The organism is Novosphingobium sp., from assembly GCF_036820275.1.
Taxonomy (GTDB): Bacteria; Pseudomonadota; Alphaproteobacteria; order Sphingomonadales; family Sphingomonadaceae; genus Novosphingobium.
In genome coordinates this window covers 25952-48625 of record NZ_DAISLT010000012.1, presented here as the reverse complement: position 1 = coordinate 48625, position 22674 = coordinate 25952, and the positions used below count along the sequence as shown (strand labels likewise).

The window sequence follows — 22674 nt, the reverse complement described above, 5'->3', positions numbered from 1 at the left end:
CATGCAATCGAACTCCGCTTTCCGTTTGGGATGCGCATGGGGAAAAGGTTTCGGGCATCGCGCGCCAAGTCATCCCGAGGCGTTCGGCCTAGGGTCGGGATCACACTTGCAGATCCAGAGAAGGACCCACGAAGCATGGCCAGTTCCGCTCCCGCGCCGCTGGAGGCCGTCCCGCCCGTCACTACCGCTGCAGCCTGGCGGGGAGACCGGCTGGCCGGAACCGATGAGTGGATCTACCTGCTTTCCGAGGCGCAGATCTCCGAACTGGAAACGCTCGGCGCCCGTTTCCTCGCCGAAAATCCGGACCTGCGCACCGTCACGGCCGAGGACTATCCGCTGGCGGCCTGCGCCGATGCAGTGAAATCCTGGGGCGAGGATGTCGACTACGGCCGCGGCTTCGTGCTGGTGCGCGGCCTGCGCACGCAGCTCTATTCGGATGCGCTGTCCAGCGCGATCTACTACATTCTCGGCCTGCACATGGGCGATCCGATCCGCCAGAACGAGATGGGCGACCTGATCGACCACGTCTACGCCACCAGCGACAAGACCATGGACGATCCCACTGCGCTCTCCTCCAAAGTGCGCGACAAGCTGGTCTATCACTCGGACAGTTCGGACATCGTCGCGCTCATGTGCCTGCGTCCGGCCAAGGAAGGGGGGCTCTCCTGCCTCGTCTCGGGCGCGGAAATCTACAACGAGATCCTGCGCCGCCGCCCGGACCTGGCGCCGCTGCTGCTCGAACCGTTCCACTGGGACTGGCGCCGGCAGGACCACAATGCTCCGGCGGATACCTATACCTCGCCGATCGTCAGCCTCGTGGACGGGGTGTTCTCGATGTATGCGGGTTCGCTCTACATCCTTACCGCGCAGGAATACGAGGGCGTGCCCAGGCTGACGCCGGAGCAGGTCGAGGTGCTCGAACTCTTCGACACGATCACCTACGAGGAGGGCATGGCCATCGAGATGGATTTCCGCCCCGGCGACATCCAGTGGCTGTCGAACTACGCCGCGCTCCATGCCCGCACCACGTTCTGGGACTGGCCGGAGCCGCAGCGCAAGCGTCACCTTCTGCGCCTCTGGCTGAGCCGCGATGCCGGGCGCCCGGTGGTGGACGGCTTCGGCAAGAACGGCGTGGTGCAGGTCCGTCAGGCCCCACGCGACGGGCAGGCCGAGCATCCGGATGCGCACTTCGATGTGTTCTCGGTCTCGGTGCCGCGTTTGATGAGTTGAGGTCAGTCCCGGTTCCGGAGCGCCACGGGAGTGGGGCAGGGGTTTGGCTCTGAACGGGACACAAAAAAGGGGCCGGGAGTTTCCTCCCGGCCCCTTTTCGTATTCGGAAAGCCGCCGATCAGCTCAGCGCGATGTCCGGTGCGTCTTCCTGCTTCATGCCGACGAGGTGGTAGCCCGAATCGACATGGTGGACTTCGCCGGTCACGCCCGCCGACAGATCCGACAGGAAGTAGAGGGCCGAACCGCCCACATCCTCGATCGTGGTGTTGCGGCGCAGCGGCGAGTTCAGCTCGTTCCACTTCAGGATGTAGCGGAAGTCGCCGATGCCGCTGGCGGCCAGGGTCTTCACCGGACCCGCCGAGATCGCGTTCACGCGGATGTTCTGCGGGCCGAGGTCGTTGGCGAGGTACTTCACCGAGGTTTCCAGTGCCGCCTTGGCAACGCCCATGACGTTGTAGTGTGGCACGACCTTCTCGGCGCCGTAATAGGTCAGCGTCAGGATCGAGCCGCCCTCGCGCATCATCGGTTCGGCGCGCTTGGTGACGGCGACGAGGCTGTAGGCCGAAATGTTCATCGTCATCAGGAAGTTGTCGAGGCTGGTGTCGACATACTTGCCGCGCAGTTCGTTCTTGTCCGAGAAGCCGATGGCGTGGACGACGAAGTCGATCGTCTCCCAGCGCGCCTTCAGCGTCTCGAACGCGGCATCGAGCGCCGCCATGTCCGAAACGTCGCAATCGATGAGGAAATCGCTGCCGAGGCTTTCCGCCAGCGGCTTCACGCGCTTGGCCAGCGCATCACCCTGATAGGAGAAGGCTAGCTCGGCGCCCTGTTCGTGCAGCTTCTTCGCGATGCCCCAGGCCAGGGACTTGTCATTGGCAAGGCCCATGATCAGGCCGCGTTTACCCTGCATCAGACCGGTCATTCTTGTTCTTCCTGTACTTCGTTGTTCTGTGCAGCGGCGCTGCTTTTCCCGTCCGGGCCCCCGGCAAGCATCTCCTGCTCCTCGGGACTGACGGTAAGGGCGGCGTTGAGTTCCGCGCCCGCGACCATCCCTAGTCCGACAAGCCAGAAAAAGAAAAGCGCGATCATCACTCCGGCGAGACTTCCGTACGTCAAATCGTAAGCGATGAAATTGCGCAACACTTTCGGCAGCAGCCAGGCGGCGCCCAGCCACCAGGTCGCGACGAACAGCGGCCCCGGCCATTTCCGATAGCGTCTCGCCTGATAACGACTTGGCGTCAAAAGGAAAAACAGCGCGTAGAGCGAGGCGAACAGAGTGCCCGCCGTGACCGCGCGGGACACGCCGATCTGGTAGTTGAAGGCCTTGAGCGCCGGAAACAGCGTCAGCAGCACGTCCTCGATCAGCGAAATCAGCACTTGCGATGACAGGGAAAGCAACAGAAGCAGTACCGATCCGAAGATCAACCCGCTCGATGCGAGCCGGTTTCGCCAGAATTTCAGGCTCTTGGTCGTGCCGTAGGCGCGGTGGAGGATGTCGCGGATGGTCTCGATCAGGCTGGTCGCCGTCCAGAGGCCCAGCACGCCGCCGACCCACAGCAGCCAGCCGTGCCGCGCCGCGACGGCATCGCGGGCGACCGGGGCAAGGGCATCCTCGACGCGCGGCGGCAGGGCGTTGAGCACCGCGTCGATCGCGCTTTCCAGCTGTCCCTGTTCGCCCAGCGCCGAGTAGATCGCCGCGAGGGCGATGAAGAAGGGGAACAGCGCGACGATCGTCATGTAGGCGAAGTTGCCGGCGTGGATGAAGCCGTCTTCCCAGGTACCGGCGATGACGCGTTTGACCACGACATAGGCCCGGCCGGAGGGATCGGGCCGGGGGAACCGCTCCTGCATCTCCTGCCAGCGCAAGGCCGCACGGCGCCGGTCCTCGGGCCTTATCGCGGCGGGTGTGTCTGGTGGCGGAACGGCTTTCACCGGGCCGAGATAGGCGCTGCGGGCAGGATGTTCAAATTTCGAAGGAATTCAGGAGGGGCGAAACGGAAAACCATCCCCGCCCCTCCCGTCAGATTCCGAGCCGGGCGCGCACGTCGCGCGAATCCTTCCAGCCTTCCAGCCGCTTGGCGAGATCGGCATCGCTTTCGGGCAGCACGATCTGGAGGCTGATTAGCAGGTCGCCGCGGGTGCCGTCCTTGCGGGTCATGCCGCGGCCCTTGAGGCGCAGGACCTTGCCCGAGCTGGCTCCGGCGGGAACCGAGAGCATCACTGCCCCGGCGGCTGTGGGCGCCTTGACCTTGCCGCCGTTCAGCGCCTCGTCGAGGGTGATCGGCAGATCGACGCGCAAGTCGTCGCCGTCCTGGCGGAAGAAGGCATGGGGCTGGATCTGGATGGTGACGATGGCATCGCCGGCGCCGCCGGGGCCCGCCTCGCCCTTGCCGGCGAGGCGCATCTGGGTGCCGTCCTCCAGCCCGTTCGGCAGCTTGAGGTCGATCGTCTTGCCGTCGGAGAGGGTGATGCGCTGGGGCTTCAGCTCTGCCGCGTCGGGGAGCGGGACCGCGAGGCGGTAGTTCACGTTGCCGCCGCGCGGGGCGGCACGGGTGCGGGTTCCGCCGCCCATCCCGCCGAAGCCACCGCCACCGCGCTGGCTGCCGCCGCCGAAGATACCGCCGAACAGGTCTTCCAGGTCGATGCCGTCGTTGCCGCCGAACCCGCCGGAGAAGCCGCGCTGTCCACCGGGGCCACCGCCGAACCCGGCACCGCCGAAGCCGCCGCCACCGCCGCCGAATCCGCCGAAGCCCATGGGATTGCCTTCGGCATCGATCTCGCCGCGATCGAATTTGGCCCGCTTGTCCTTGTCGGAAAGCAGGTCGTAGGCGCCGGTCACTTCGGAAAAGCGCTCCGCGGCCTTGGGGTTGTCCTTGTTGGTATCGGGATGAAGTTCCTTCGCCAGCTTGCGATAGGCGGACTTGATGTCCTTCTCGCTGGCCGTACGCGATACGCCAAGGGTGGAATAAGGGTCTGCTGCCATGGCTCCCTAGCTAGGTGCGGACGCGGCTTACGGCAAGCGGAGCTTTTCTCCTTCGGGCAGCGCGTCTATGCACCGGCCATGTGCCCGAAGGCCCACGGGAATTGCCGCGATATCGGTGGTTTCCGGCAAGGAGCATCAGGGCGCGGCTATAGAGACCTCATGCCCAATTCGTCAGGAAACGCAGATGGAAGCTGAACAGGCCCGCGAAGTCATCCCCCACGGCGATCCCCTCGCCCTGTTCAGGGCCTGGTACGAAGAGGCGCGCGAGACCGAGCCGAACGATTCGAACGCCATGGCGCTGGCCACCGCGACGCCGGACGGCCTGCCTTCGGTGCGCATGGTCCTGCTCAAGGGCTACGGGCCGGAAGGATTCGTGTTCTACACCAATGGCCACAGCCGCAAGGGGCAGGAAATCGCCGCCAATCCCCACGTCGCCCTGCTGTTCCACTGGAAGAGCCTGCGCCGCCAGATCCGCATCGAGGGCGAACTGGTGCCGGTGACCGCCGAGGAGGCCGACGCCTATTTCCATTCGCGTGCCCGGGATTCGCAGCTCGGCGCGGTCGCTTCCGACCAGTCTGCCCCGCTCGACAGCCGTGAGACTTTCCTGGCCCGTTACGAGGACGTTCGCGCCCGCTTCGGCGAGGGCGAGATCGAGCGCCCCGCGCACTGGACCGGCTTCCGCGTGGTGCCCGCCGCCATCGAGTTCTGGCAGGACCGGCCCTATCGCCTCCACGAGCGCCGCCGTTTCGTGCGCCATGACGATGCCCCCGGCGGCTGGGTCAGCTCGCTGCTCTATCCCTGAGGCCGCCCTTGCACGAACACGCCCATCTCACCCGCAGCGCCGCTTTCGCCAGTATCGGCGTGGCGGTGCTCCTGCTCGGCCTGAAGGGCTGGGCGGCCTGGTCCACCGGATCGACGGCGATGCTCGGCAGCCTGGCCGACACCACGCTCGATCTCGTTGCCAGCATCGCCACCCTGCTCGGCGTATGGATCGCCGCGCAGCCGGCGGACGACAAGCACCGCTTCGGCCACGGCAAGGCCGAGGCGATCGCGGCGATGTTCCAGATCGTGCTGATCTCGATCTCGGCGCTGGCCATCGCGAGCCGTGCGGTGGAGGAATTCCTCACCGAAAGCCGGGTGGAGAGTGCGGAGAGCGGCATTGCCGTGTCGGCCGTGGCGATCGTGGCGACTCTGGCGCTGGTCGCCTGGCAGCGGCACGTCATCCGCAAGACCGGCAGCATCGCCATCCAGACCGACAGCGTTCATTACCAGTCGGACCTCCTGCTCAACGTGGCGGTGATCGTCGCGCTGGTGCTGGACCAGTATGCCGGGCTGAAAGGAGCGGATCCGCTGTTCGGGCTGGGCATCGCCGCCTGGCTCGGCTGGGGCGCCTGGAATGCCTCGCAGGACGTGCTCGACCAGTTGATGGATCACGAGTGGCCGGAGGAAAAGAAGGACCGCTTCCTCCAGGTGCTCGCCCGTCATCCCGACATTACCGGCGTCCACGACTTGCGTACGCGGACCTCGGGCAACCGGGATTTCGTGCAGTTCCACGTCTGGGTCGATCCGGAGATGACCGTGCGCGAGGCGCACCGGGTGATGGACGAACTGGAGCACCGGCTCGCGGCGGAGTTTCCCGATACCGAGATCCTGATTCACCCCGATCCCGAGGGTCTGGTGGACGAAGCCGGCGCGGCGGGGATCGACGTGCTGCCGCCGATCCGGGTTTCCCTGGATTGAGTCTCTCTGGTCATAAGGCCCGTAGCGGAGCATAACCCCCGAGATGTCCTCGATTTCCGCTCCCGGCCTGTGGGCGCTCTGCGTTTCCGCCGTCACGATGACGGCGATCGTCGGCCTGCGCTATCTGGGCACGTCCGGTCTCTTCGCCTGGATCACCGCGCGGGTGAGGCCGGGGCTCTACAAGGGCATGGACCGGCAGATCCGCGGCGAGATCGGCTGGTCGCTGGCCTCCTCGGCGATCTACGGCATTCCCGCGGGCGTGGTCGCCTGGGGCTGGCAGGCGCATGGCTGGACGCTGATCTATAGCGATCCCGCCGCGCGGCCGCTGTGGTGGATGCCGGTCTCGCTGTTCCTCTATCTCTTCCTGCACGATACCTGGTTCTATTGGACCCATCGCTGGATGCACCGGCCGCGCGTGTTTCGCCTGATGCACGCCGTCCACCACGCCAGCCGCCCGCCGACGGCCTGGGCGGCGATGAGCTTCCACCCGCTCGAAGCCGTGACCGGGGCGGTCGTCGTCCCGGCGCTGGTGTTCCTCGTGCCGATCCATGTCGGCGTGCTGGGACTGGTCCTGACCATCATGACGGTCATGGGAATCGCCAATCACATGGGCTGGGAAATGTTTCCCCGCCGCCTCGTCCACTCGCGTCTGGGGCATTGGCTGATCACCGCCAGCCACCATCACCGCCATCATGAGTTCTATCGATGCAATTACGGACTCTACTTCCGGTTCTGGGATCATCTGTGCGGCACCGATCGGGGCGTTTCGGCGCCCTGACCTTGCTGCTTGCCGCGCCGCTGGTGCTCGGTGCGACCGGCGCGCAGTCGGACGTGACCGTCTCCATTACCGGTCTGCGCTCGCAGAAGGGGCAGATTCTCGCCTGTCTGACCACCGATGCCCGGACTTTTCCGAACTGCGACAAGGATCCGCAGGCACGGAAGCTGACGGTTCCGGTCAGCGGCGAGATACGGCTCGATTTCGGACGGGTTCCCGAGGGACGCTATGCCATCTCGCTGGTTCACGACGAGAACGGCAACGGCAAGCTCGACACCGCGCTGATGATCCCGCGCGAGGGCTTCGGCTTTTCCCGCGATGCACCGGTGCGGATGGGGCCGCCGCGCTTCGACAAGGCCGCTTTCGACGTCGGCACCGAGAACACCCGCATGACGATCAAGATGCGCTATCTGCTGTAACGCTCGCGAAGGGGCTTAAACTTTATTTCACCGCGCCCCGTCACAAGGGAGCGACGACCAGCAGGGGGCATGATGGACAGGGTGCGCGGCGAACTTTGCGACAGGGATGCGCCGATCACGGCCTGTCCCGAAACGAACGACCTTGCGGAAACCCCGCGCGCGGGGGGCAACGAGCGCCGCATGCAGGTGCGTGCCTACAATTTCTGGGCGAGCCTGCTGGGCGACCGGGCCTTCCCTGACGCCGCCGACCTCGACCCGGCCAGCCTGCCCGATTTCGGCCCGCACGGCGTTCTTCTCGACTTCTCGGACGGGGTGGAGAACCCGGCGATCGTCTGGCTCGGCGCGGCGCTGGCCGACGAATGCGGCGCCGCCGGCACGATCCAGCGGCTGAACGACGTGCCCAGCCGCTCGCTGCTGTCGCGCATCACCGATCATTATATGCAGATATTGGCGAATCAGGCGCCGGTCGGGTTCGAGGCGGAATTCGTGAATCGGCATGGCGCGACGATTCTCTATCGCGGCATCCTGCTGCCCTTCTCGCGCGACCAGTTGGCGATCGATTGCATCTACGGGGTGATCAACTGGAAGGAGCAGGGGGCTTCGTCCGGCATCGCCCAGTCGCCTTCGCAGGACGATTGTATCCCGCTCGACCGTCCCCTCCTGCCGCGCGAATCCGCGCCGCTCACCGAATGGGCGGACGGTCCGGCGGATGGGCTGCTCGCCACCGCAGAGACGCTGCGCGCGCTCCCGTCTCGGTCGCCGGACGAGCTTGGCCGCTCCGGCGAGTTCACCGTGATCTTGGCTCGGCGCAACGCGGCGGGCGAACTGGTGCTGCTGGGCGAAGTGGCGGACGACGAAGCGCTTCTCGACCGCACGGCGCGCCGCCTGTTGGCCTGACCGGACTTGAGCGAGCACCCTTGCCAGCGTGTTCCCCGCCGCTAGGCTGGGCGGCATTTGCAAACCGGCTGCCTTCAGCGCCGGTTCAGGCCCGGAGGCCCCAAGAGAGAGCATGTCCCTCGCGCGAATTGCCGCACTCTTCCTGAGCATTCTGGCACTGCTCGGCTGGTCCGCCGCGCCGGCGAGCGCGCAGTCCATCCTGCGCGATGCCGAGACCGAAGCCCTGCTCAAGGACATGGCCAAGCCGCTGATCACGGCGGCCGGGCTCAATCCCAATCACGTCGACATCGTTCTGGTCAACGACTCCTCGGTCAACGCCTTCGTGGCGGGCGGGCAGGCGGTCTACGTCAACAGCGGCCTCATCAACCAGGCCGATACCGCCGCCGAAGTGCAGGGCGTGATCGCGCACGAGCTGGGCCACGTCACCGGCGGTCATGCCGTGCTGAATCAGGGCGCCAGGCCTGCCACCAACATCTCGATCCTCTCGCTCCTGCTGGGCGCCGCTGCCGCTGCCGCGGGCGGGGGAGAAGCGGCGCTGGGCGTCATCATGGCCGGGCAGCAGGCCGCCATGGGCAAGTATCTCGCCTACAACCGCTCGCAGGAAGCCTCAGCCGACGCCGCCGGTGCCCAGTACCTTTCCACGGCGGGAATCAGCGGCCGGGGTTCGGTGGAGTTCTTCAAGAAGCTCCAGAATCTGGAGTTCCGCTACGGCTATCGGCCGCAGAGCGGGGATGAGTTCTACTCCACCCACCCGCTGACCGGAGACCGTATCCAGACGCTTCAGGACGTCTACGAGAAGGACCCGGCCTGGACCCGGCCGGACGATCCGAAGATCCAGCAGCGTTTCATACGGATCAAGGCCAAGCTGTTCGGCTATCTGGCCGAGCCGCGCGACGTGTTCCGGGTCTACCCAGAGACCGACAATTCGGTGCCCGCGCACTATGCCCGCGCCTATGCCTATCACCGCCAGTCGCAGCTCGACCGCGCGCGGGCCGAGACCGATGCCTTGCTCAAGGTCGATGCCAACGACCCCTATTTCCTGGAACTCGAAGGCCAGATCCTGCTGGAGGCGGGGCAGGCCGCGGAGGCCCTGGTGCCGCTGCGCAAGGCGACCGAACTGACCGGCTACCAGCCGCTGATCGCCACGCTGTTCGGCCACGCGCTGATCGCCACCGAGGACCCGGCCCATTTCGCCGAGGCGCAGACGGTGTTGAAGAACGCGGTCGCGCGCGACCGGGAGAATCCGTTCTCCTGGTATCAGCTCGGCACGATCTACGCCGCCAATGGCGACATGCCCCGCGCCCGGCTGGCCAGTGCCGAGCAGCAGTCGCTCACCGGGCAGATGGACGCCGCGCTGCGGAGCGCGCAGGCCGCCGAAGCGGGCTTGCCCAGCAACTCCCCCGACTGGCTGCGGGCGCAGGATATCGAGATGCAGGCGCGGGCCGCACTGGAACGCAAGAAGCGCTGAAAACGCAGCGGCTATGGCCGCCGATTCCCCGCTCGGCTATGGCCGTCGGGGCCGACCTCCGCTAAGGGCGAACCCTAAACTCTACAGGATTTTCGACGACGATGGGTAATGGCACGAAGTTCGCAGTGATCGCCGGATGCGTCGCTCTGGTCGGTATCGGCGGCTGGTTCGGCGGCCGCATCGCGGTCGAGAAAGTCGTGCATGACTACATCCTCGAACATCCCGAGATCGTGCCCCAGGCGATGGACAATCTCCAGCGCAAGCAGGCCAGCCAGCAGCTTTCCGGCGTCCGCCAGAACGTTGAGACGCCGTTCCCCGGCGCGGTGCTGGGCAATCCGAACGGCAAGGTCACGCTGGTCGAATTCAGCGACTATGCCTGCGGCTATTGCCGCCGCAGTCTGCCGGACGTGGCGCAGCTTCTGAAGAGCAATCCGGACTTGCGCATCGTCGTGCGCGAACTGCCGATCATCGGCCCGGAAAGCCCCGCCGCCGCCAAGATGGCGCTCGCCGCCGCCGAGCAGGGCAAGTTCCCGCAGTTCCACGACGCCATGTTCGCCATGGGCCAGGTGGACGGCCAGAGCATCAAGGCCGCCGCGCAGAAGGCCGGTCTCGACATGGAGCGCGCCCGCAAGGTCGCGGCAGGGCCGGCCGTGGAGCAGGAACTGTCGCGCAACCTGGAAATCGCCGGAAGGCTCGGATTCGGCGGTACGCCGAGTTGGGTGGCAGGCGAACGGCTGATTTCCGGCGCGGTCGGCGTCGATCAGCTGTCGCAGGCAGTCGCCGAAGCGAGGGGCGGCGGCAAAAAGAGCTGACGGCAACGGAGGCGCGCCGTTTTCGAGAGTTTCCGCTTCGGTAAGAATTCGGCTAGGAAGCGCTCATGAGCGTCCTGCCGATCCAGCCCATTCCGTTCTTTGCCAACAAGGACAAGGCCTTCTGGCGCCTTCAGTTCGTCGGTTGGAGCGGTGCGATGTTGCTTCGCACCATGTCGACGATCGCCAATGCCCAGCCGTTGTCCTCGCTGGTCCTGGTGCTGATCGCGACGGTCACGGGCTTCTCGATCTCGCTGGTGCTGTCGGTCGTCTATCGTTCGCTGATCACCAAGCGGGCGCTGATAACCTGGGGCGTGACGGCGCTGATCCTGCCTTTCGCGGTGGGGCTTCACGCCTTCATCGATGCCTGGGTGGTCTCGCTCTACCGCACGGACAGCGATTCCAGCTTCACCCAGCTGTTCCTCGGGATCTTCTACCTGGATGCCACCCTGCTGGGGGCCTGGTCGGCACTCTATTATGCGATCAACTTCTACCTCCAGGTGGAAGAGCAGAACGACCAGATGATCCGGCTGGAGAATCAGGCGACGCAGGCCCAGCTGGCCATGCTGCGCTACCAGCTCAACCCGCATTTCCTGTTTAACACGCTGAACTCGATCTCGACGCTGGTGCTGCTCAAGCAGACCGAGCCGGCCAACGCCATGCTCAGCCGCCTGTCCTCGTTCTTGCGCTACACCCTCATCAACAAGCCCTCGGCCCGCGTGACGGTGGCGACCGAAGTGGAGACGCTGAAGCTCTACCTCGACATCGAACTCATGCGATTCGAGGAACGCCTGCGCACCACCTTCAACATCGACCCGGAAACCGAGACCTGCCTTCTGCCCTCGCTGTTGCTCCAGCCGCTGGTCGAAAATTCGATCAAATATGCTGTGACTCCGCAGGAATCCGGGGCGGAGATCACGATCGTCACGCAACTCGTCGGGCCGATGCTTCGCATCACCGTCTCGGACACCGGGCCGGGCTTGCAAAGTCCGACGACCGACAACAGGTTGTCGGGCATGACTTACGATGGAGGGGAGCCGGTCTCCACTGGCGTCGGCCTGGCGAATATCCGCGACCGTCTTTCCCAGGCCTATGGCGAGCATCACCGGTTCGAGACGCTAGAGCCGATCGAAGGCGGCTTCGCCGTGCTCATCGAACTCCCCGCAGAACGCCAACCCACCCCGGAAGACATGATCGAGCAGCCGCGGCAGCCTGTTTTCGCCGCGCGATGAAACATATTTGGCCCACAAGCGTTAGCCGGGCCGGAGAACGTAACTGATGACCATTCGCACCATCCTCGTCGACGACGAGAAACTCGCCATTCAGGGCCTTCAGCTTCGCCTGGAGAAGTATCCGGATGTCGAGATCATCGATACCTGCTCGAACGGCCGCGAGGCCATCCGCAAGATCAAGACCGAAAAGCCCGACCTCGTCTTCCTCGACATCCAGATGCCCGGTTTCGACGGCTTCTCGGTGGTCAAGGGCGTGATGGAGATTGAGCCGCCGCTCTTCGTCTTCGTCACCGCCTATCAGGAACATGCCGTCCGCGCCTTCGAGGCGAACGCGGTGAACTACCTGATGAAGCCGGTGGACGAGACCAAGCTCGACGACACGCTCGCCCGCGTGCGCCAGCGCCTGGCCGAGAAGCGCTCGTCGGACGAGGCGGAAAAGCTCAAGACGGTGCTGGCCGAAGTGGCCCCCGACGCGATCGAGCACATCCCCGAGGAAAGCGATCCCAACGCGGACCGCTACGAAAAGCTCATCAACATCAAGGATCGCGGCCAGATCTTCCGGATCGACGTCGATTCGATCGAGCATATCGAAGCCGCCGGCGACTACATGTGCATCCGCACCGCCGACAATTCGCTGATCCTGCGCGAAACGATGAAGGACCTCGAACGCCGCCTCGATCCGCGCGTGTTCCAGCGCGTCCACCGCTCGACCATCGTCAACCTCAACCAGGTTCGTCAGGTCAAGCCGCACACCAACGGTGAATGCTTCCTGGTGCTCGATTCGGGTGCGCAAGTGAAGGTCAGCCGCTCCTACCGCGACGTGATCGCCCGCTTCGTTCACTGATTTCGAAAACGGCCAGTTTTGAGAAGGGCGTGGAGAGACGATCTCCGCGCCCTTTTTCGTAGCCCTCGACAATCCGATTCGAACGCGCGAAAGACGCGGGTCATGAGCACATTCGCGATCCCCGGTTTCGACCTCGCCACTTTCGTCGATGCAACGTTGGCCGAGGATCTCGGCGTCGGCCTTCCGGGCGGTGGCCGCGACGTGACCTCCGAAAGCGTGATCGAGGCCGATGCCCGGTTCTCCGGGGTGATGGATTCGCGCGATGCGATAACCGTCGCCGGCCTGCCGATCGCCGCAGCCTTTTTCCGCAAGCTCGATCCGGCGATGGAGATCGAGGTTCTGGTCGAGGAAGGCGCCCGCGTCGAACCGGGCACCAAGCTCATGCGCCTCACCGGCAATGCCCGCGCCATGCTGACCGGCGAGCGCAGCGCGCTCAACACCGTCCAGCACCTCTCCGGCATCGCGACGATGACCCGCGAATATGTGGACGCCATGGCCGGGCACGCGACGCTGCTGGACACCCGCAAGACCATTCCCGGCCTGCGCCACCTCGAAAAGTACGCAACCCGCATGGGCGGCGCCCGCAACCACCGCATGGGCCTGTGGGACGCGGCGATGATCAAGGACAACCACGTCCTCGTCGCGGGCGGTGTCGGTCCGGCGGTGGCCCGCGCAAGGGCGGCGGGCGTGTCGCAGATCATCTGCGAGGTCGACCACCTCGACCAGATCGAACCGGCCATCGCTGCCGGGGCGCATCATCTGCTGCTCGACAACATGGGGCCGGACAAGCTGCGCGAGGCCGTGGCCATCGTGGCCGGGCGCGTGCCGACCGAGGCCTCGGGCGGGGTGAACCTCTCCACCATCGGCGCGATTGCTGCTTCGGGCGTGACCTACGTCTCCGTCGGCCGCCTCACCCAGAGCGCGCCTGCTGCCGATATCGGGTTGGATTTCTCGCCGCTTTAGAGGCGGTTGCGAACGCGGTAGCGCTCCTCCATGTTCCGCAGACCCCTTCCAGTGCGGATGGGGTCAATAGGGGGACATCGACGTGCGTCCGAATTCCATCATCCAGTTCGATCGCTTCTATCTCGGCTCTCTGGTGCTGGCGGTAATAAATTCCGCCTTTTCGATGCAGGACACGCTGTCCGATCCGAGGATCGCGGGATCCGGTCTGGGGCTGGGCTTCGTCGTGGGTGTCCAGGTGTTCAGCTTCGCGCTGATTTTGCTTCTGTGGTTCTTCATTTCCCGCAACGCCAGCAACGTGGCGAAGTGGATCCTGACGGTGCTGACCGTGCTGGGTGTGCTCATGACGCTTCCCACGCTGCCGACACTGGCCGGACGCGGGCTGTTGAGCACGGCCGCCGTCGTGGTCATCACCGTGCTTCAGATTATCGCAGTGGTGTTCCTGTTCCGCGCGGACGCCAAGGCATGGTTCGCCCGCAAGGGCGGTGCGGCAGCGGACGACGAAAGCATCTTCAGCTGATCGCCGATCACCGCTTCGCCCGGAAGAAGCCGCGCAGCAGCTGTGCGGCTTCCGATTCGCCGATTCCCGAATAGACCTCGGGCTTGTGGAGGCACTGGTCGTGTTCGAACACCCGCGCGCCGTGTTCGACTGCGCCGCCTTTCGGATCGGAGGCGCCGTAATAGAGCCGGGCGATTCGCGCGTGGACGATCGCGCCCGCGCACATGGCGCAGGGCTCCAGCGTCACCCATAGCTCGCATCCCTCCAGCCGTTCGTTGCCGAGAATCCGTGCAGCGGCGCGAATCGCCTCGATTTCGGCATGGCTGGTAGGGTCATGGCGCTCGCGCGGGCCGTTGCGACCGGTGGCAATCACCTTTCCGTCCTTCACGACGATCGCGCCGATCGGCACTTCGCCGGAATCGGCGGCTTCCCGCGCTTGCGCGAGCGCGAGTTCCATGTATTCGGGGAGAGGCCAACGGGTCATGGCCAAGCGCTAGACCTTCAAAAAGCTGTGCGCAACTTGACCTTCCCCCCGGGAATCGCTAAGGGCGCGCCTTCCCGTTTCTACGGCCACAGAATTTTTTCGAGCGAGAGTTAGAGACATGTCCCGCATCTGCGAACTGACCGGCAAGGGCCGCCAGGTCGGCTGCAACGTCAGCCACGCCAACAACAAGACCAAGCGCGTCTTCCTTCCCAACCTTCAGAACGTCACGCTGCTGTCGGACGGTCTTGAGCGCAGCTTCAAGTTCCGCGTCTCGACCCACGGCCTGCGCTCGGTCGAGCACAACGGTGGCCTCGACAACTGGCTGCTGAAGACCTCGGATGCCAAGCTCTCGACGCGCGCCCTCAAGGTGAAGCGCGAGCTGAAGAAGACCCAGGCCGTAGCAGCCTGATTTTTCGCGCTCCCTCAGGGGAGCGTGAAATGCAGAGTCTCGCGAAGGGCGTGCAAGCTGGCTTGCGCGCCTTTTTGCGTGTCCGGGATCTTCGTGGCTGGGGCTGCGTATGAACCCACGTCATCCTGAACTTGTTTCGCTTAAGGCAGGTCGGCCGGGTCCACGCTCATCTTCCAGAGTATCGTGCGCTGGAGCGGCGAGTAGTTGTCGTCCGAGATCAGCCATACGGTCACCCGCCCGTCAGACCGGGGGGCGATGGCGATTCCCTCGAAATTGTCGATTGGCAGGTCGGAAGACAGTCGCGCCACTTCGGTGACCTTCCAGGTTCCACCCGGGCGAATCGCCCTCGGGTCGCCGATCGCGATGCGGCCTGCGAAGCGCTGCGGCATGGGCCAGATCAGCCGCCGCATCAGGATCAGCAGACGGCCATCCGGCAATTGCGCCATGTCGGTCGGACTGAAACCCGTGGGCGCATCCAGCGTGAAGCCCTGTCCGTCCGGGTGCTCGGTGGGGTCTCCGCCGAACAGCGCGGCCTGGTGCAAGTGGTCGCTCCAGCCCACATAGCCTTCACGCAGCGTCACGAATCGGCCGTCGTGCAGGCGGGTCAGCGCTTCGGGACCGGAATTCACGCCCCAGTCCTTCATGATGGCCGGACTGGCCTTGCGCTCGATCTTGTAGTCCGGATTCATCCGGTAGATGGCGTTGCGCCCCTCCAGACCCAGCCAGATCATGCCGTGTTCGTCCTGCGTTGCCGATTCGACATCGCGAGCGGCCTTGTCCGCGTCCCTGGAGAGGGGCAGGTCGCCCATGCGGCTTTCCGCCTGCGACTGGCCCGGCGCTTTGAACTCCAGGAAGCCGCCCGAATCGCTGATCGCCAGCATCGTTCCGCCGGAGCGGAGCAGGAGGGCCGAGTAGGAGCCGAACGAGTGGGTGCGGCTATGCGCCTGCCAGACTTCTTCCAGCCGGAACGCGCCGAGGCGCGGCTTCGCTTGCGCGGCGGGCGGCAGGGGGAGTGGGCTGAAGGAAAGCTCGAAGCGCTTGAACTTCGGCTGATGCGGCGCGTGCCCCCAGGTGAGCGGCAGCAGGGCCAGCAGGACGAGAAGGGCAATGGCGCGGCGCACAGGGGCGGGATAAGCATTCCCGCGAAGCCCGCAACCCGGTTTCGGCGTAACTGCCCGGAATCGCCCCGATTGGTCGTTCAGTTCATCGGTCCGGTGAAGAGAATCGGGTCGAGCCGGGCCTCGTTCCACTTGATCGACCAGTGCAGATGCGGCCCCGTCGCGCGGCCGGACATGCCGATCTTGCCGATGACCTGCCCCTGCCGGACGTGATCGCCCTGCTTCACCAGAATCTGCGAGCAGTGCAGGAAGGCACTGTTTAGCCCCATGCCGTGGTCCAGCATCAGCAGGTTGCCTTCGAGCGTGAAGGGCTTCTCGGCGGCGAGGATCACCACGCCGTCGGCGGGAGCCACGAAAGGCGTGCCGCTGGTGCCGGTGGCGATGTCGAGACCCGAATGATAGGCGCCCGGTTCGCCCCGATAGATACGCTGCGAGCCGAAACGGCCGGAAATCCGCCCTTTTGCGGGCCAGATGAAGTGTTGCCGCCAGCCTTGCGCGTCCGTTTTCATGGTGCGGGCGGCATTGATGCGGTCCAGCTCGGGGCGGCGAATCGCCATGAAGGCTTCCGTCGCGCCGCCGGGCTTGCGGGGAATATTGATGTTCTCGATCTGCCACGCGCGCGGCGAGACCGAGACGGGTTGGGAGATCCTGCGGCCGTTCTGCGTCGCAGTGAGCGTGGCGATGGTGCCCGCGTCCCGGTCAAAGGCGGCGAACCAGGCACCGTCGGAGGCGATCGACACCGGCTGGCCGTTCAGCGCCAGCGCGCTCGTGCCGGCCGGGGCCTTGCCGCGCATCCAGCCGCCCTCGGTCAGCTCGCCGCTGTAAGTCAGGTTTCCGGAAGTCGCAGCGACGGAGGCGGTCGATTGCGCGCCCAACCCGGCCCATGCCAGAACCGAGGCGACGACCGCACCGCCCAAAATCAGCGCGGGCGGCAGAACCTTGCGGGCGTTCATGCCTTTCCGGTGAGGCGCTTGGTGGCGATTTCGGCGGAGGCGTAAGGTTCCTGGAATTCGGCGCTCCAGTAGCGGAGTTCCTCCAGCGGAATCTTCTCGCCGGTGACGGCGCAGAGCACGAAATGTCCGCCGCTCAACACCCGGAATCCGTTGGGTCCGTAGGCGAGCTTGGCGGGGCGGTCGGCAGAAGACATAAGCATGGGCGAAATCCTAGCAGAGCGCGGCGGTCAAAACAAATCGCCCTGCCTCGTCTCGTCCGCTTTCGGCCTTGCTGGGCGCTTCGCGGCGCTCGCCTCAGGGGTGGGTTCGGGGGCCTTGGCGACCGGGGCAGGGGCCTCGGACCCCACGGCCACCGTCAGTTCGCCGTCGCGGAACTCCAGCGTCAGCAGTGCTTCCCGGGCGGCGGCTTCACGGCTGGTGAGGGCACGTCCGTCGGGCCCCTTGGCGAGGACATAACCCCGCTCCAGCGGGCGCTTCGGGTCGAGTTGCGGCAGGACGCGGGACACGGGCGCAAGGCCGTCGCGCGCCATGGTCCAGCGGCGGGTCAGCAGGCGCGGGATCAGGCCGGTGCGGGACAGTCGCTCCTCGCTGCGCTCCATGCGGTGACGCAGCAGCGGCAGAGAAAGGCGCGAGGCGGTGCGGCTCAGTTGTTCGCGCTTGGCGGCGGCTTCGTCGCGCAGGCCCCGGCGCAGGCGTTCGGACAGGTCGTCCAGCTTCTGGGCCTTGGCGGCAAGGATGGCTTCCGGCTTGGGCAGGCGCTGGACGCGCGCTTCCAGACGCTCGCGGCCCAGCGTGACCGGGCGGAGCGCACAACGGCGCTTGCGATAGGCCAGTTCGTCGAGCGTGGCGGCCAGATCCAGACGCACCGGCACGGCCATTTCGGCGGCGGCGGTGGGGGTGGGGGCACGGCGATCCGCCGCATAGTCGCAGAGCGTGGTGTCGGTCTCGTGGCCCACGGCGGAAATCACCGGAATCGACGATTCGGCGACGGCGCGCACGACGATTTCCTCGTTGAACGACCACAAGTCCTCGATCGACCCGCCGCCGCGCGCCACGATCACCAGATCGGGACGCGGCACCGGGCCGCCGGGCTGGATCGCGGAGAAACCGCGCACGGCATTGGCGACCTGTTGCGCCGAGCCTTCGCCCTGCACCAGCACCGGCCAGACGAGGACGTGGCTGGGGAAGCGGTCGTCCAGCCGGTGGAGAATGTCGCGGATCACTGCGCCGGTGGGGGATGTCACCACGCCGATGACCTGCGGCAGGAACGGCAGCTCGCGCTTGCGCTCGGGGGCGAAGAGGCCTTCTGCGGCGAGGCGCGCGCGCAGCTTTTCCAGCAGCGCCAGCAGGGCGCCTTCGCCCGCGATCTCCATCGTTTCGATGACGATCTGGTATTTCGAGCGGCCGGGATAGGTGGTCAGCTTGCCGGTGGCGATCACTTCCACGCCGTCTTCGGGGCGGAAGGCGAGCCGCTGCGCGCCGCCGCGCCACATGACGCCGTCGATCACCGCCTTGTCGTCCTTCAGCGCGCAATAGAGGTGGCCGGATGCCGCCCGCTTCACGCCCGAAAGCTCGCCCCGCAGGCGCACGAAGCCGAAGCGGTCCTCCACGGTGCGTTTTAAAAGGTTCGAAATCTCGCTGATCGAGAGCGGCGCAGCGTTGTCCCCGGCCGCTTGCTTCGCTACCAGCCCACCCGAACGACCATCGTCATATTCGTCGTCATCGAAAGGCACGGCTAATGAACATCCTTCTTCTGGGCTCGGGCGGCCGCGAACATGCGCTGGCCTGGAAGCTGGCGCAATCCCCGCTCTGCGAGACGCTCTGGGCTGCCCCCGGTAATCCGGGCGTTGCCGACGTGGCAAGCTGCATCGACCTTGATGTCACCGACCATGCGGCGGTCATCGCCTTCTGTGAGGCCAATGTCGTCGGCCTCGTGGTGATCGGCCCGGAAGCGCCGCTGGTGGATGGTCTCTCCGATTCCCTGCGCGCGGAAGGCTTTTCGGTGTTCGGCCCGAGTCAGGCGGCGGCCCAGCTCGAAGGTTCGAAGGGCTTCACCAAGGACCTCTGCGAGCGCGCGGGCATTCCCACCGCCGGTTACGACCGCGTTTCGACCGAAGCCGATGCCATGGCGGCGCTGGCGAAGTTCGGCGCCCCGGTCGTCATCAAGGCGGACGGCCTTGCGGCAGGCAAGGGCGTGACCGTGGCCATGACCATGGTCGAGGCCGAGGAAGCCGTGCGCGAGATCTTCTCGGGCCGCTTCGGAGAGGCCGGCGCCGAGGCGGTGATCGAGGAGTTCATGGAAGGCGAGGAAGCCAGCTTCTTCGCGCTGACCGACGGTTCCACCATCGTCCCCTTCGCCTCCGCGCAGGACCACAAGCGGGTGGGAGACGGCGACACCGGCCCGAACACCGGCGGCATGGGCGCCTATAGCCCGGCTCCGGTGCTGACGCCGATGCTGGAAGCCGAAGTGCTCGAACGCATCATCGCGCCGACCGTGCGCCAGCTTGAGAACGAGGGCACGCCTTACTCCGGCGTGCTGTTCCTTGGCGTCATGCTGACCGACGAAGGCCCCAAGCTGATCGAATACAACTGCCGCTTCGGCGATCCCGAGTGCCAGGTGATGATGCTGCGCCTTGAATCCGATCTCGTCGAACTGCTCCATGCCTGCGCGGACAATCGTCTGGCCGCCATCCAGCCGCCGCGCTTCAGTGACGATACCGCGCTGACCGTGGTGATGGCTGCGAACGGCTATCCCGGCACGCCCGAGAAGGGCGGCGCGATCGGCGGCATTGCGGCGGCCGAGGCGAAGGATGCCAAGGTCTTCCATGCGGGCACGGCGCTGAATGACGGCGTGCTGGTCGCCAGTGGTGGTCGTGTGCTCAACGTGACCGCGCGCGGGGCTTCGGTCACCGAGGCGCAGGCCAAGGCCTATGCCGCCGTGGATGCGCTCGATTTTCCCACCGGCTTCTGCCGCCGCGACATCGGCTGGCGTGAAGTGGCCCGTGAGAAAGCCCATGGCCAGTAAGGCGGACTCGATCCTGAAGGTCGCGCTGGCGGCGGCGGCGGTGTTCGCCGGCGCCGGGGTGGGCTTCTACTACGGCATTTTCCTGCCCGGACAGGCGTCCCGGCAGGAAGCCCGCGAACTGGCGGTGCAGGAAGCCCGGCAGAAGCAGGAGGACGCCCAGGCCAAGGCGCAGCAGCGCGAGCAGGCCGAGCAGTCGCGCCGTCAGGAAGCCGCACAGCAGGAATATCAGGACTGCCTGAACTTCGCGGAACTCTCCTACAAGCAGCGCTGGACTGCGAGCTGCCGCGCGCAGCACGATGCGGACCTGGCGGCTCTGGCCGACTGTGCCGACAATCTCTTCGCGACCGAGGACGGCTGCCGCGCCAAAGTGCCGGTCCGGCCGGAACGGGACTGCGCGCTGCCCGGACAGACGGCGCAGAGCTATTCGGACGCGCGCGAGCAGCGCAAGGCGGAGTGTCTGGCGCGTTTCCAGTCGGCCCAGCCGGGCGCTCAGCCCCAAAACCAGCCGGGCGCTCAGCCCCAAAACCAGCCGGGCGCTCAGCCCCAAAATCTGTCGCAGCTGATGCCCGCTCAGGCACCGCCGCCGCCCGATACCTACTGAACCCGCCTAACCCCGTTCGGCGAGCCAGGTCGGGGCGATCTCGATCACCGGGACTTCCCAGGGATGGACGGCCAGGATGCGGTCCATGGCTTCCAGGAATCCGGGGTCTTCCTCGCTGCACGGGGCATGGACCGCGAGAATCACGGTGGGCGAGAGGCTGGTCAGGGCCGCTTCTCCGAACGTGGGTCTAGCGTCCGGCCCCGGCGTAAAGCTCTCCCAGCCCAGTCCGATTTCCGCGACGCCCTTGTAGAGATCGAAATCTCCCAGCGGATTGTCCTCGCGCACGATGGCAAGGATTGCGGCGAGGACGGGATCGCGCTCTCCGGCGGCGATATCGCCCGCGAGCATGGCCCGGAAACTCTCCGGCGAGACCGGGACGTGGATGCGCACCGACAGGGCTTCGCGCAAGTTCATGCAGGTTGTTCCTCGATCAGCAGGCTGACGGCCAGCGCCAGACGTTTCGCGTCCTCGCGCGCGTGGTGGGCCTTCGGCGCTCCGTTTGGAAGGATGGACAGACTGTCGCGGAAACAGAGGGGCGTCAACGTCGTCCCGGATCAGGTTCGGGACGACGAAATGCAAAAAGGGCCCCGTTCCTGCGAACGGAGCCCTTCCTGGTTTTTGAGGCTTGGCGAAATCAGCCGACGCGCTCGGCGATCAGCGCCTTGAGGTCGGCCTCGGGGCGGGCGCCGTAGTGCGAGATGATCTCGCAGGCGCAGATCGCGCCGTACTGGAGGCACTCTTCGAGGCTCTTGCCGCGCACGTGGCCGAACAGGAAGCCGGCGGCGAAGAGGTCGCCCGCGCCGGTGGTGTCGACGACGCGATCGATCGCCTCGGCACCGACTTCGGCGCGTTGGCCGCCCGAGATCGCGACCGCGCCTTCGGCGCCGCGGGTGACGACGAGCACGGGAATCTGCGGCGCGAGCTGGGCGATGCCCTTTTCGAAATCGTCATGGCCGACAAGGGCGGCCATCTCGTGCTCGTTGCAGAACAGCACGTCGATCTTGCCGGTCTCGATCAGGTCGAGGAAGTCGGCGCGGTGACGGTCGATCACGAAGCATTCCGACGGGGTGAAGGCGATCTTGCGACCGGCGGCGCGGGCGGCTTCGATGGCCTTGCGCATCGCGGCGCGCGGTTCCTCGGGATCCCAGAGGTAGCCTTCGAGGTAGAGCACGGCGGCGTTGGCGATGGCGGTTTCGTCCAGCGCTTCGGCGGGCAGGTGCTGCGATGCGCCCAGGAAGGTGTTCATCGTGCGCTGGCCGTCCGGCGTCACGAAGATCAGGCAGCGCGCGGTCGGGATGCCGACGCGGGCCGGAACGTCGAAGGCGATGCCACCGGCGCGGATGTCATGGGTGAAGACTTCGCCCAGCTGGTCGTCGGCGACTTGGCCGATGAACGCGCACTTGGCGCCCAGCGCGGCGAGGCCGGCCAGGGTGTTGGCGGCCGAACCGCCGGAGATCTCGCGGGCCGGGCCCATGGCGGCGTAGAGGCTCTCGGCCTGCTCGGCGTCGATCAGCATCATGCCGCCGCGCGAGAGGCCGAGGTCCTCGATCAGCGCGTCGTTGCAGTTGGCGATCACGTCGATGATGGCATTGCCGATGGCAATCACGTCGAAAGTGGGCGGCACGGTGGGTTCAGCCATGCGAAAAGGAGTCCTTGGATTGTCTGGAAGTTGTACCGCGCGTAGCGCGCGGGCCGCCGCTTCGCAAGCGCGGCGAGAGTTGACAGCGCTCCGGGGGCGGGCGATGCGGGGCGCGATCATGACTCACGACCGTTCGGCGCCGACTGGCATTTCGATGATTCAGCCAACCCGCATCCGGGGCGCCCTCGCGGCCGCGGGGCTAGCGGTCTTGCTCGCGGGGTGCGCCAGCACGTCCGGCGGCGGGGTGGCGAGCACGCCGCATCCGCCCAAGCGCGGAACGCAGATTCCCAATGTCCGACAGCCCACCCATACCGCGCGCGATCCCAGTTTTCAGGCGATTCCGGGTGCCGAAGGGGTGATCGGATCGAACGAAAGCCAGCTCGTGCGGATGTTCGGGGAGCCGCGTCTCAACGTCTGGGAAGGCGATGCGCGCAAGTTGCAGTTCACCGGCAAGGCCTGCCTGCTGGACATCTACCTCTATCCCTCGACTTCCGCGAAGGAGCCGCGCGCGTCCTATATCGACGCGCGGCGGGTTTCGGACGGGCAGGATGTCGATCGCGCAGCCTGCATCGCGGCGCTGCGCAAGTAG

Annotated in this window: 26 protein-coding genes; 16 read left to right on the top strand and 10 right to left on the bottom strand. The window is 66.1% G+C overall.

From position 1 onward, the window contains the following. The first annotated feature begins 135 nt into the window (after positions 1-135). Positions 136-1230: a TauD/TfdA family dioxygenase gene (locus V7066_RS11630; protein ID WP_334183199.1), complete on the top strand. Its 1095-nt coding sequence runs from the start codon at positions 136-138 to the stop codon at positions 1228-1230. A gap of 118 nt (positions 1231-1348) precedes the next feature. Here the strand turns inward: V7066_RS11630 and fabI are convergent, their stop codons facing one another. The 3 genes from fabI to V7066_RS11615 all read right to left on the bottom strand — a co-directional run bounded on the left by fabI (position 1349) and on the right by V7066_RS11615 (position 4213). Beyond that, on the bottom strand, positions 1349-2152 hold the full coding sequence (fabI, locus tag V7066_RS11625; RefSeq protein WP_086490790.1) for an enoyl-ACP reductase FabI: 804 nt from the start codon (positions 2150-2152) through the stop codon (positions 1349-1351). Continuing rightward, positions 2149-3081, bottom strand: a complete 933-nt coding sequence (locus V7066_RS11620; protein WP_334183198.1) for a YihY/virulence factor BrkB family protein — start codon at positions 3079-3081, stop codon at positions 2149-2151. The genes fabI and V7066_RS11620 overlap by 4 nt, the downstream gene beginning before the upstream one ends. 169 nt (positions 3082-3250) lie before the next feature. Then, complete coding sequence (locus V7066_RS11615; protein ID WP_334183197.1) at positions 3251-4213, bottom strand: DnaJ C-terminal domain-containing protein; 963 nt, start codon at positions 4211-4213, stop codon at positions 3251-3253. Between the two features lie 184 nt (positions 4214-4397). Here V7066_RS11615 and pdxH point away from each other — a divergent pair, with 184 nt between their 5' ends. From pdxH to V7066_RS11560, 11 genes are all read left to right on the top strand, one after another. Further along, positions 4398-5015, top strand: coding sequence for a pyridoxamine 5'-phosphate oxidase (gene pdxH, locus V7066_RS11610; RefSeq protein ID WP_334183196.1), 618 nt, complete (start codon positions 4398-4400; stop codon positions 5013-5015). An 8-nt stretch (positions 5016-5023) separates the two neighbouring features. Next, positions 5024-5953 carry a cation diffusion facilitator family transporter gene (locus V7066_RS11605; protein WP_334183195.1) on the top strand — a complete coding sequence of 310 codons (930 nt, stop codon included), beginning with the start codon at positions 5024-5026 and terminating at the stop codon, positions 5951-5953. 43 nt (positions 5954-5996) lie between these two features. After that, positions 5997-6731: a sterol desaturase family protein gene (locus V7066_RS11600; protein WP_334183194.1), complete on the top strand. Its 735-nt coding sequence runs from the start codon at positions 5997-5999 to the stop codon at positions 6729-6731. Continuing rightward, a complete protein-coding gene (locus V7066_RS11595) occupies positions 6698-7147 on the top strand; it encodes a DUF2141 domain-containing protein (RefSeq protein ID WP_334183193.1) in 450 nt (149 codons plus the stop codon). The genes V7066_RS11600 and V7066_RS11595 overlap by 34 nt, the downstream gene beginning before the upstream one ends. 69 nt (positions 7148-7216) lie before the next feature. Beyond that, on the top strand, positions 7217-8044 hold the full coding sequence (locus V7066_RS28790) for a PAS domain-containing protein (RefSeq protein WP_442947323.1): 828 nt from the start codon (positions 7217-7219) through the stop codon (positions 8042-8044). Positions 8045-8156: 112 nt separating this feature from the next. Beyond that, positions 8157-9512: a M48 family metalloprotease gene (locus V7066_RS11585; protein ID WP_334183192.1), complete on the top strand. Its 1356-nt coding sequence runs from the start codon at positions 8157-8159 to the stop codon at positions 9510-9512. A gap of 101 nt (positions 9513-9613) precedes the next feature. Then, complete coding sequence (locus V7066_RS11580; protein ID WP_334183191.1) at positions 9614-10324, top strand: DsbA family protein; 711 nt, start codon at positions 9614-9616, stop codon at positions 10322-10324. Positions 10325-10389: 65 nt separating this feature from the next. Further along, a complete protein-coding gene (locus tag V7066_RS11575) occupies positions 10390-11553 on the top strand; it encodes a sensor histidine kinase (protein ID WP_334183190.1) in 1164 nt (387 codons plus the stop codon). Between the two features lie 46 nt (positions 11554-11599). Continuing rightward, entirely contained in the window at positions 11600-12397 is a 798-nt protein-coding gene (locus V7066_RS11570) for a LytR/AlgR family response regulator transcription factor (RefSeq protein WP_132269936.1), read from the top strand. A 102-nt stretch (positions 12398-12499) separates the two neighbouring features. Next, complete coding sequence (nadC, locus tag V7066_RS11565) at positions 12500-13360, top strand: carboxylating nicotinate-nucleotide diphosphorylase (RefSeq protein ID WP_334183189.1); 861 nt, start codon at positions 12500-12502, stop codon at positions 13358-13360. 82 nt (positions 13361-13442) lie between these two features. Next, entirely contained in the window at positions 13443-13877 is a 435-nt protein-coding gene (locus V7066_RS11560; RefSeq protein ID WP_334183188.1) for a hypothetical protein, read from the top strand. A 7-nt stretch (positions 13878-13884) separates the two neighbouring features. Here V7066_RS11560 and V7066_RS11555 read toward each other — a convergent pair whose 3' ends face one another. Then, positions 13885-14340: a nucleoside deaminase gene (locus V7066_RS11555; protein WP_334183187.1), complete on the bottom strand. Its 456-nt coding sequence runs from the start codon at positions 14338-14340 to the stop codon at positions 13885-13887. Positions 14341-14458: 118 nt separating this feature from the next. On the opposite strand from V7066_RS11555, the gene rpmB reads away from it, so the two are divergent. Beyond that, on the top strand, positions 14459-14749 hold the full coding sequence (gene rpmB, locus V7066_RS11550; RefSeq protein WP_021233867.1) for a 50S ribosomal protein L28: 291 nt from the start codon (positions 14459-14461) through the stop codon (positions 14747-14749). A 140-nt stretch (positions 14750-14889) separates the two neighbouring features. On the opposite strand, the gene V7066_RS11545 is transcribed toward rpmB, so the two are convergent. The 4 genes from V7066_RS11545 to xseA form a co-directional block, all read right to left on the bottom strand. Beyond that, positions 14890-15870: an esterase-like activity of phytase family protein gene (locus V7066_RS11545; RefSeq protein WP_334183186.1), complete on the bottom strand. Its 981-nt coding sequence runs from the start codon at positions 15868-15870 to the stop codon at positions 14890-14892. 77 nt (positions 15871-15947) lie between these two features. After that, positions 15948-16820: a M23 family metallopeptidase gene (locus V7066_RS11540; RefSeq protein WP_334183185.1), complete on the bottom strand. Its 873-nt coding sequence runs from the start codon at positions 16818-16820 to the stop codon at positions 15948-15950. Then, positions 16817-17020 carry a DUF2093 domain-containing protein gene (locus tag V7066_RS11535; protein WP_185998315.1) on the bottom strand — a complete coding sequence of 68 codons (204 nt, stop codon included), beginning with the start codon at positions 17018-17020 and terminating at the stop codon, positions 16817-16819. Before V7066_RS11535 ends, V7066_RS11540 begins: the two co-directional genes overlap by 4 nt. A 27-nt stretch (positions 17021-17047) precedes the next feature. Continuing rightward, positions 17048-18553 (bottom strand): exodeoxyribonuclease VII large subunit, encoded by a 1506-nt coding sequence (gene xseA / locus V7066_RS11530; protein ID WP_334183184.1) that lies wholly within the window; start codon positions 18551-18553, stop codon positions 17048-17050. Between the two features lie 5 nt (positions 18554-18558). Here xseA and purD point away from each other — a divergent pair, with 5 nt between their 5' ends. Further along, positions 18559-19845, top strand: a complete 1287-nt coding sequence (gene purD / locus V7066_RS11525; protein ID WP_334183183.1) for a phosphoribosylamine--glycine ligase — start codon at positions 18559-18561, stop codon at positions 19843-19845. Continuing rightward, positions 19835-20446 (top strand): hypothetical protein, encoded by a 612-nt coding sequence (locus V7066_RS11520; protein WP_334183182.1) that lies wholly within the window; start codon positions 19835-19837, stop codon positions 20444-20446. The genes purD and V7066_RS11520 overlap by 11 nt, the downstream gene beginning before the upstream one ends. Before the next feature lie 6 nt (positions 20447-20452). Here the strand turns inward: V7066_RS11520 and V7066_RS11515 are convergent, their stop codons facing one another. Both V7066_RS11515 and V7066_RS11510 read right to left on the bottom strand, forming a co-directional pair. Then, positions 20453-20860, bottom strand: a complete 408-nt coding sequence (locus V7066_RS11515; protein ID WP_334183181.1) for a hypothetical protein — start codon at positions 20858-20860, stop codon at positions 20453-20455. Between the two features lie 220 nt (positions 20861-21080). After that, entirely contained in the window at positions 21081-22085 is a 1005-nt protein-coding gene (locus V7066_RS11510) for an adenosine kinase (protein ID WP_334183180.1), read from the bottom strand. Positions 22086-22239: 154 nt separating this feature from the next. On the opposite strand from V7066_RS11510, the gene V7066_RS11505 reads away from it, so the two are divergent. Further along, positions 22240-22674, top strand: coding sequence for a hypothetical protein (locus V7066_RS11505; protein ID WP_334183179.1), 435 nt, complete (start codon positions 22240-22242; stop codon positions 22672-22674).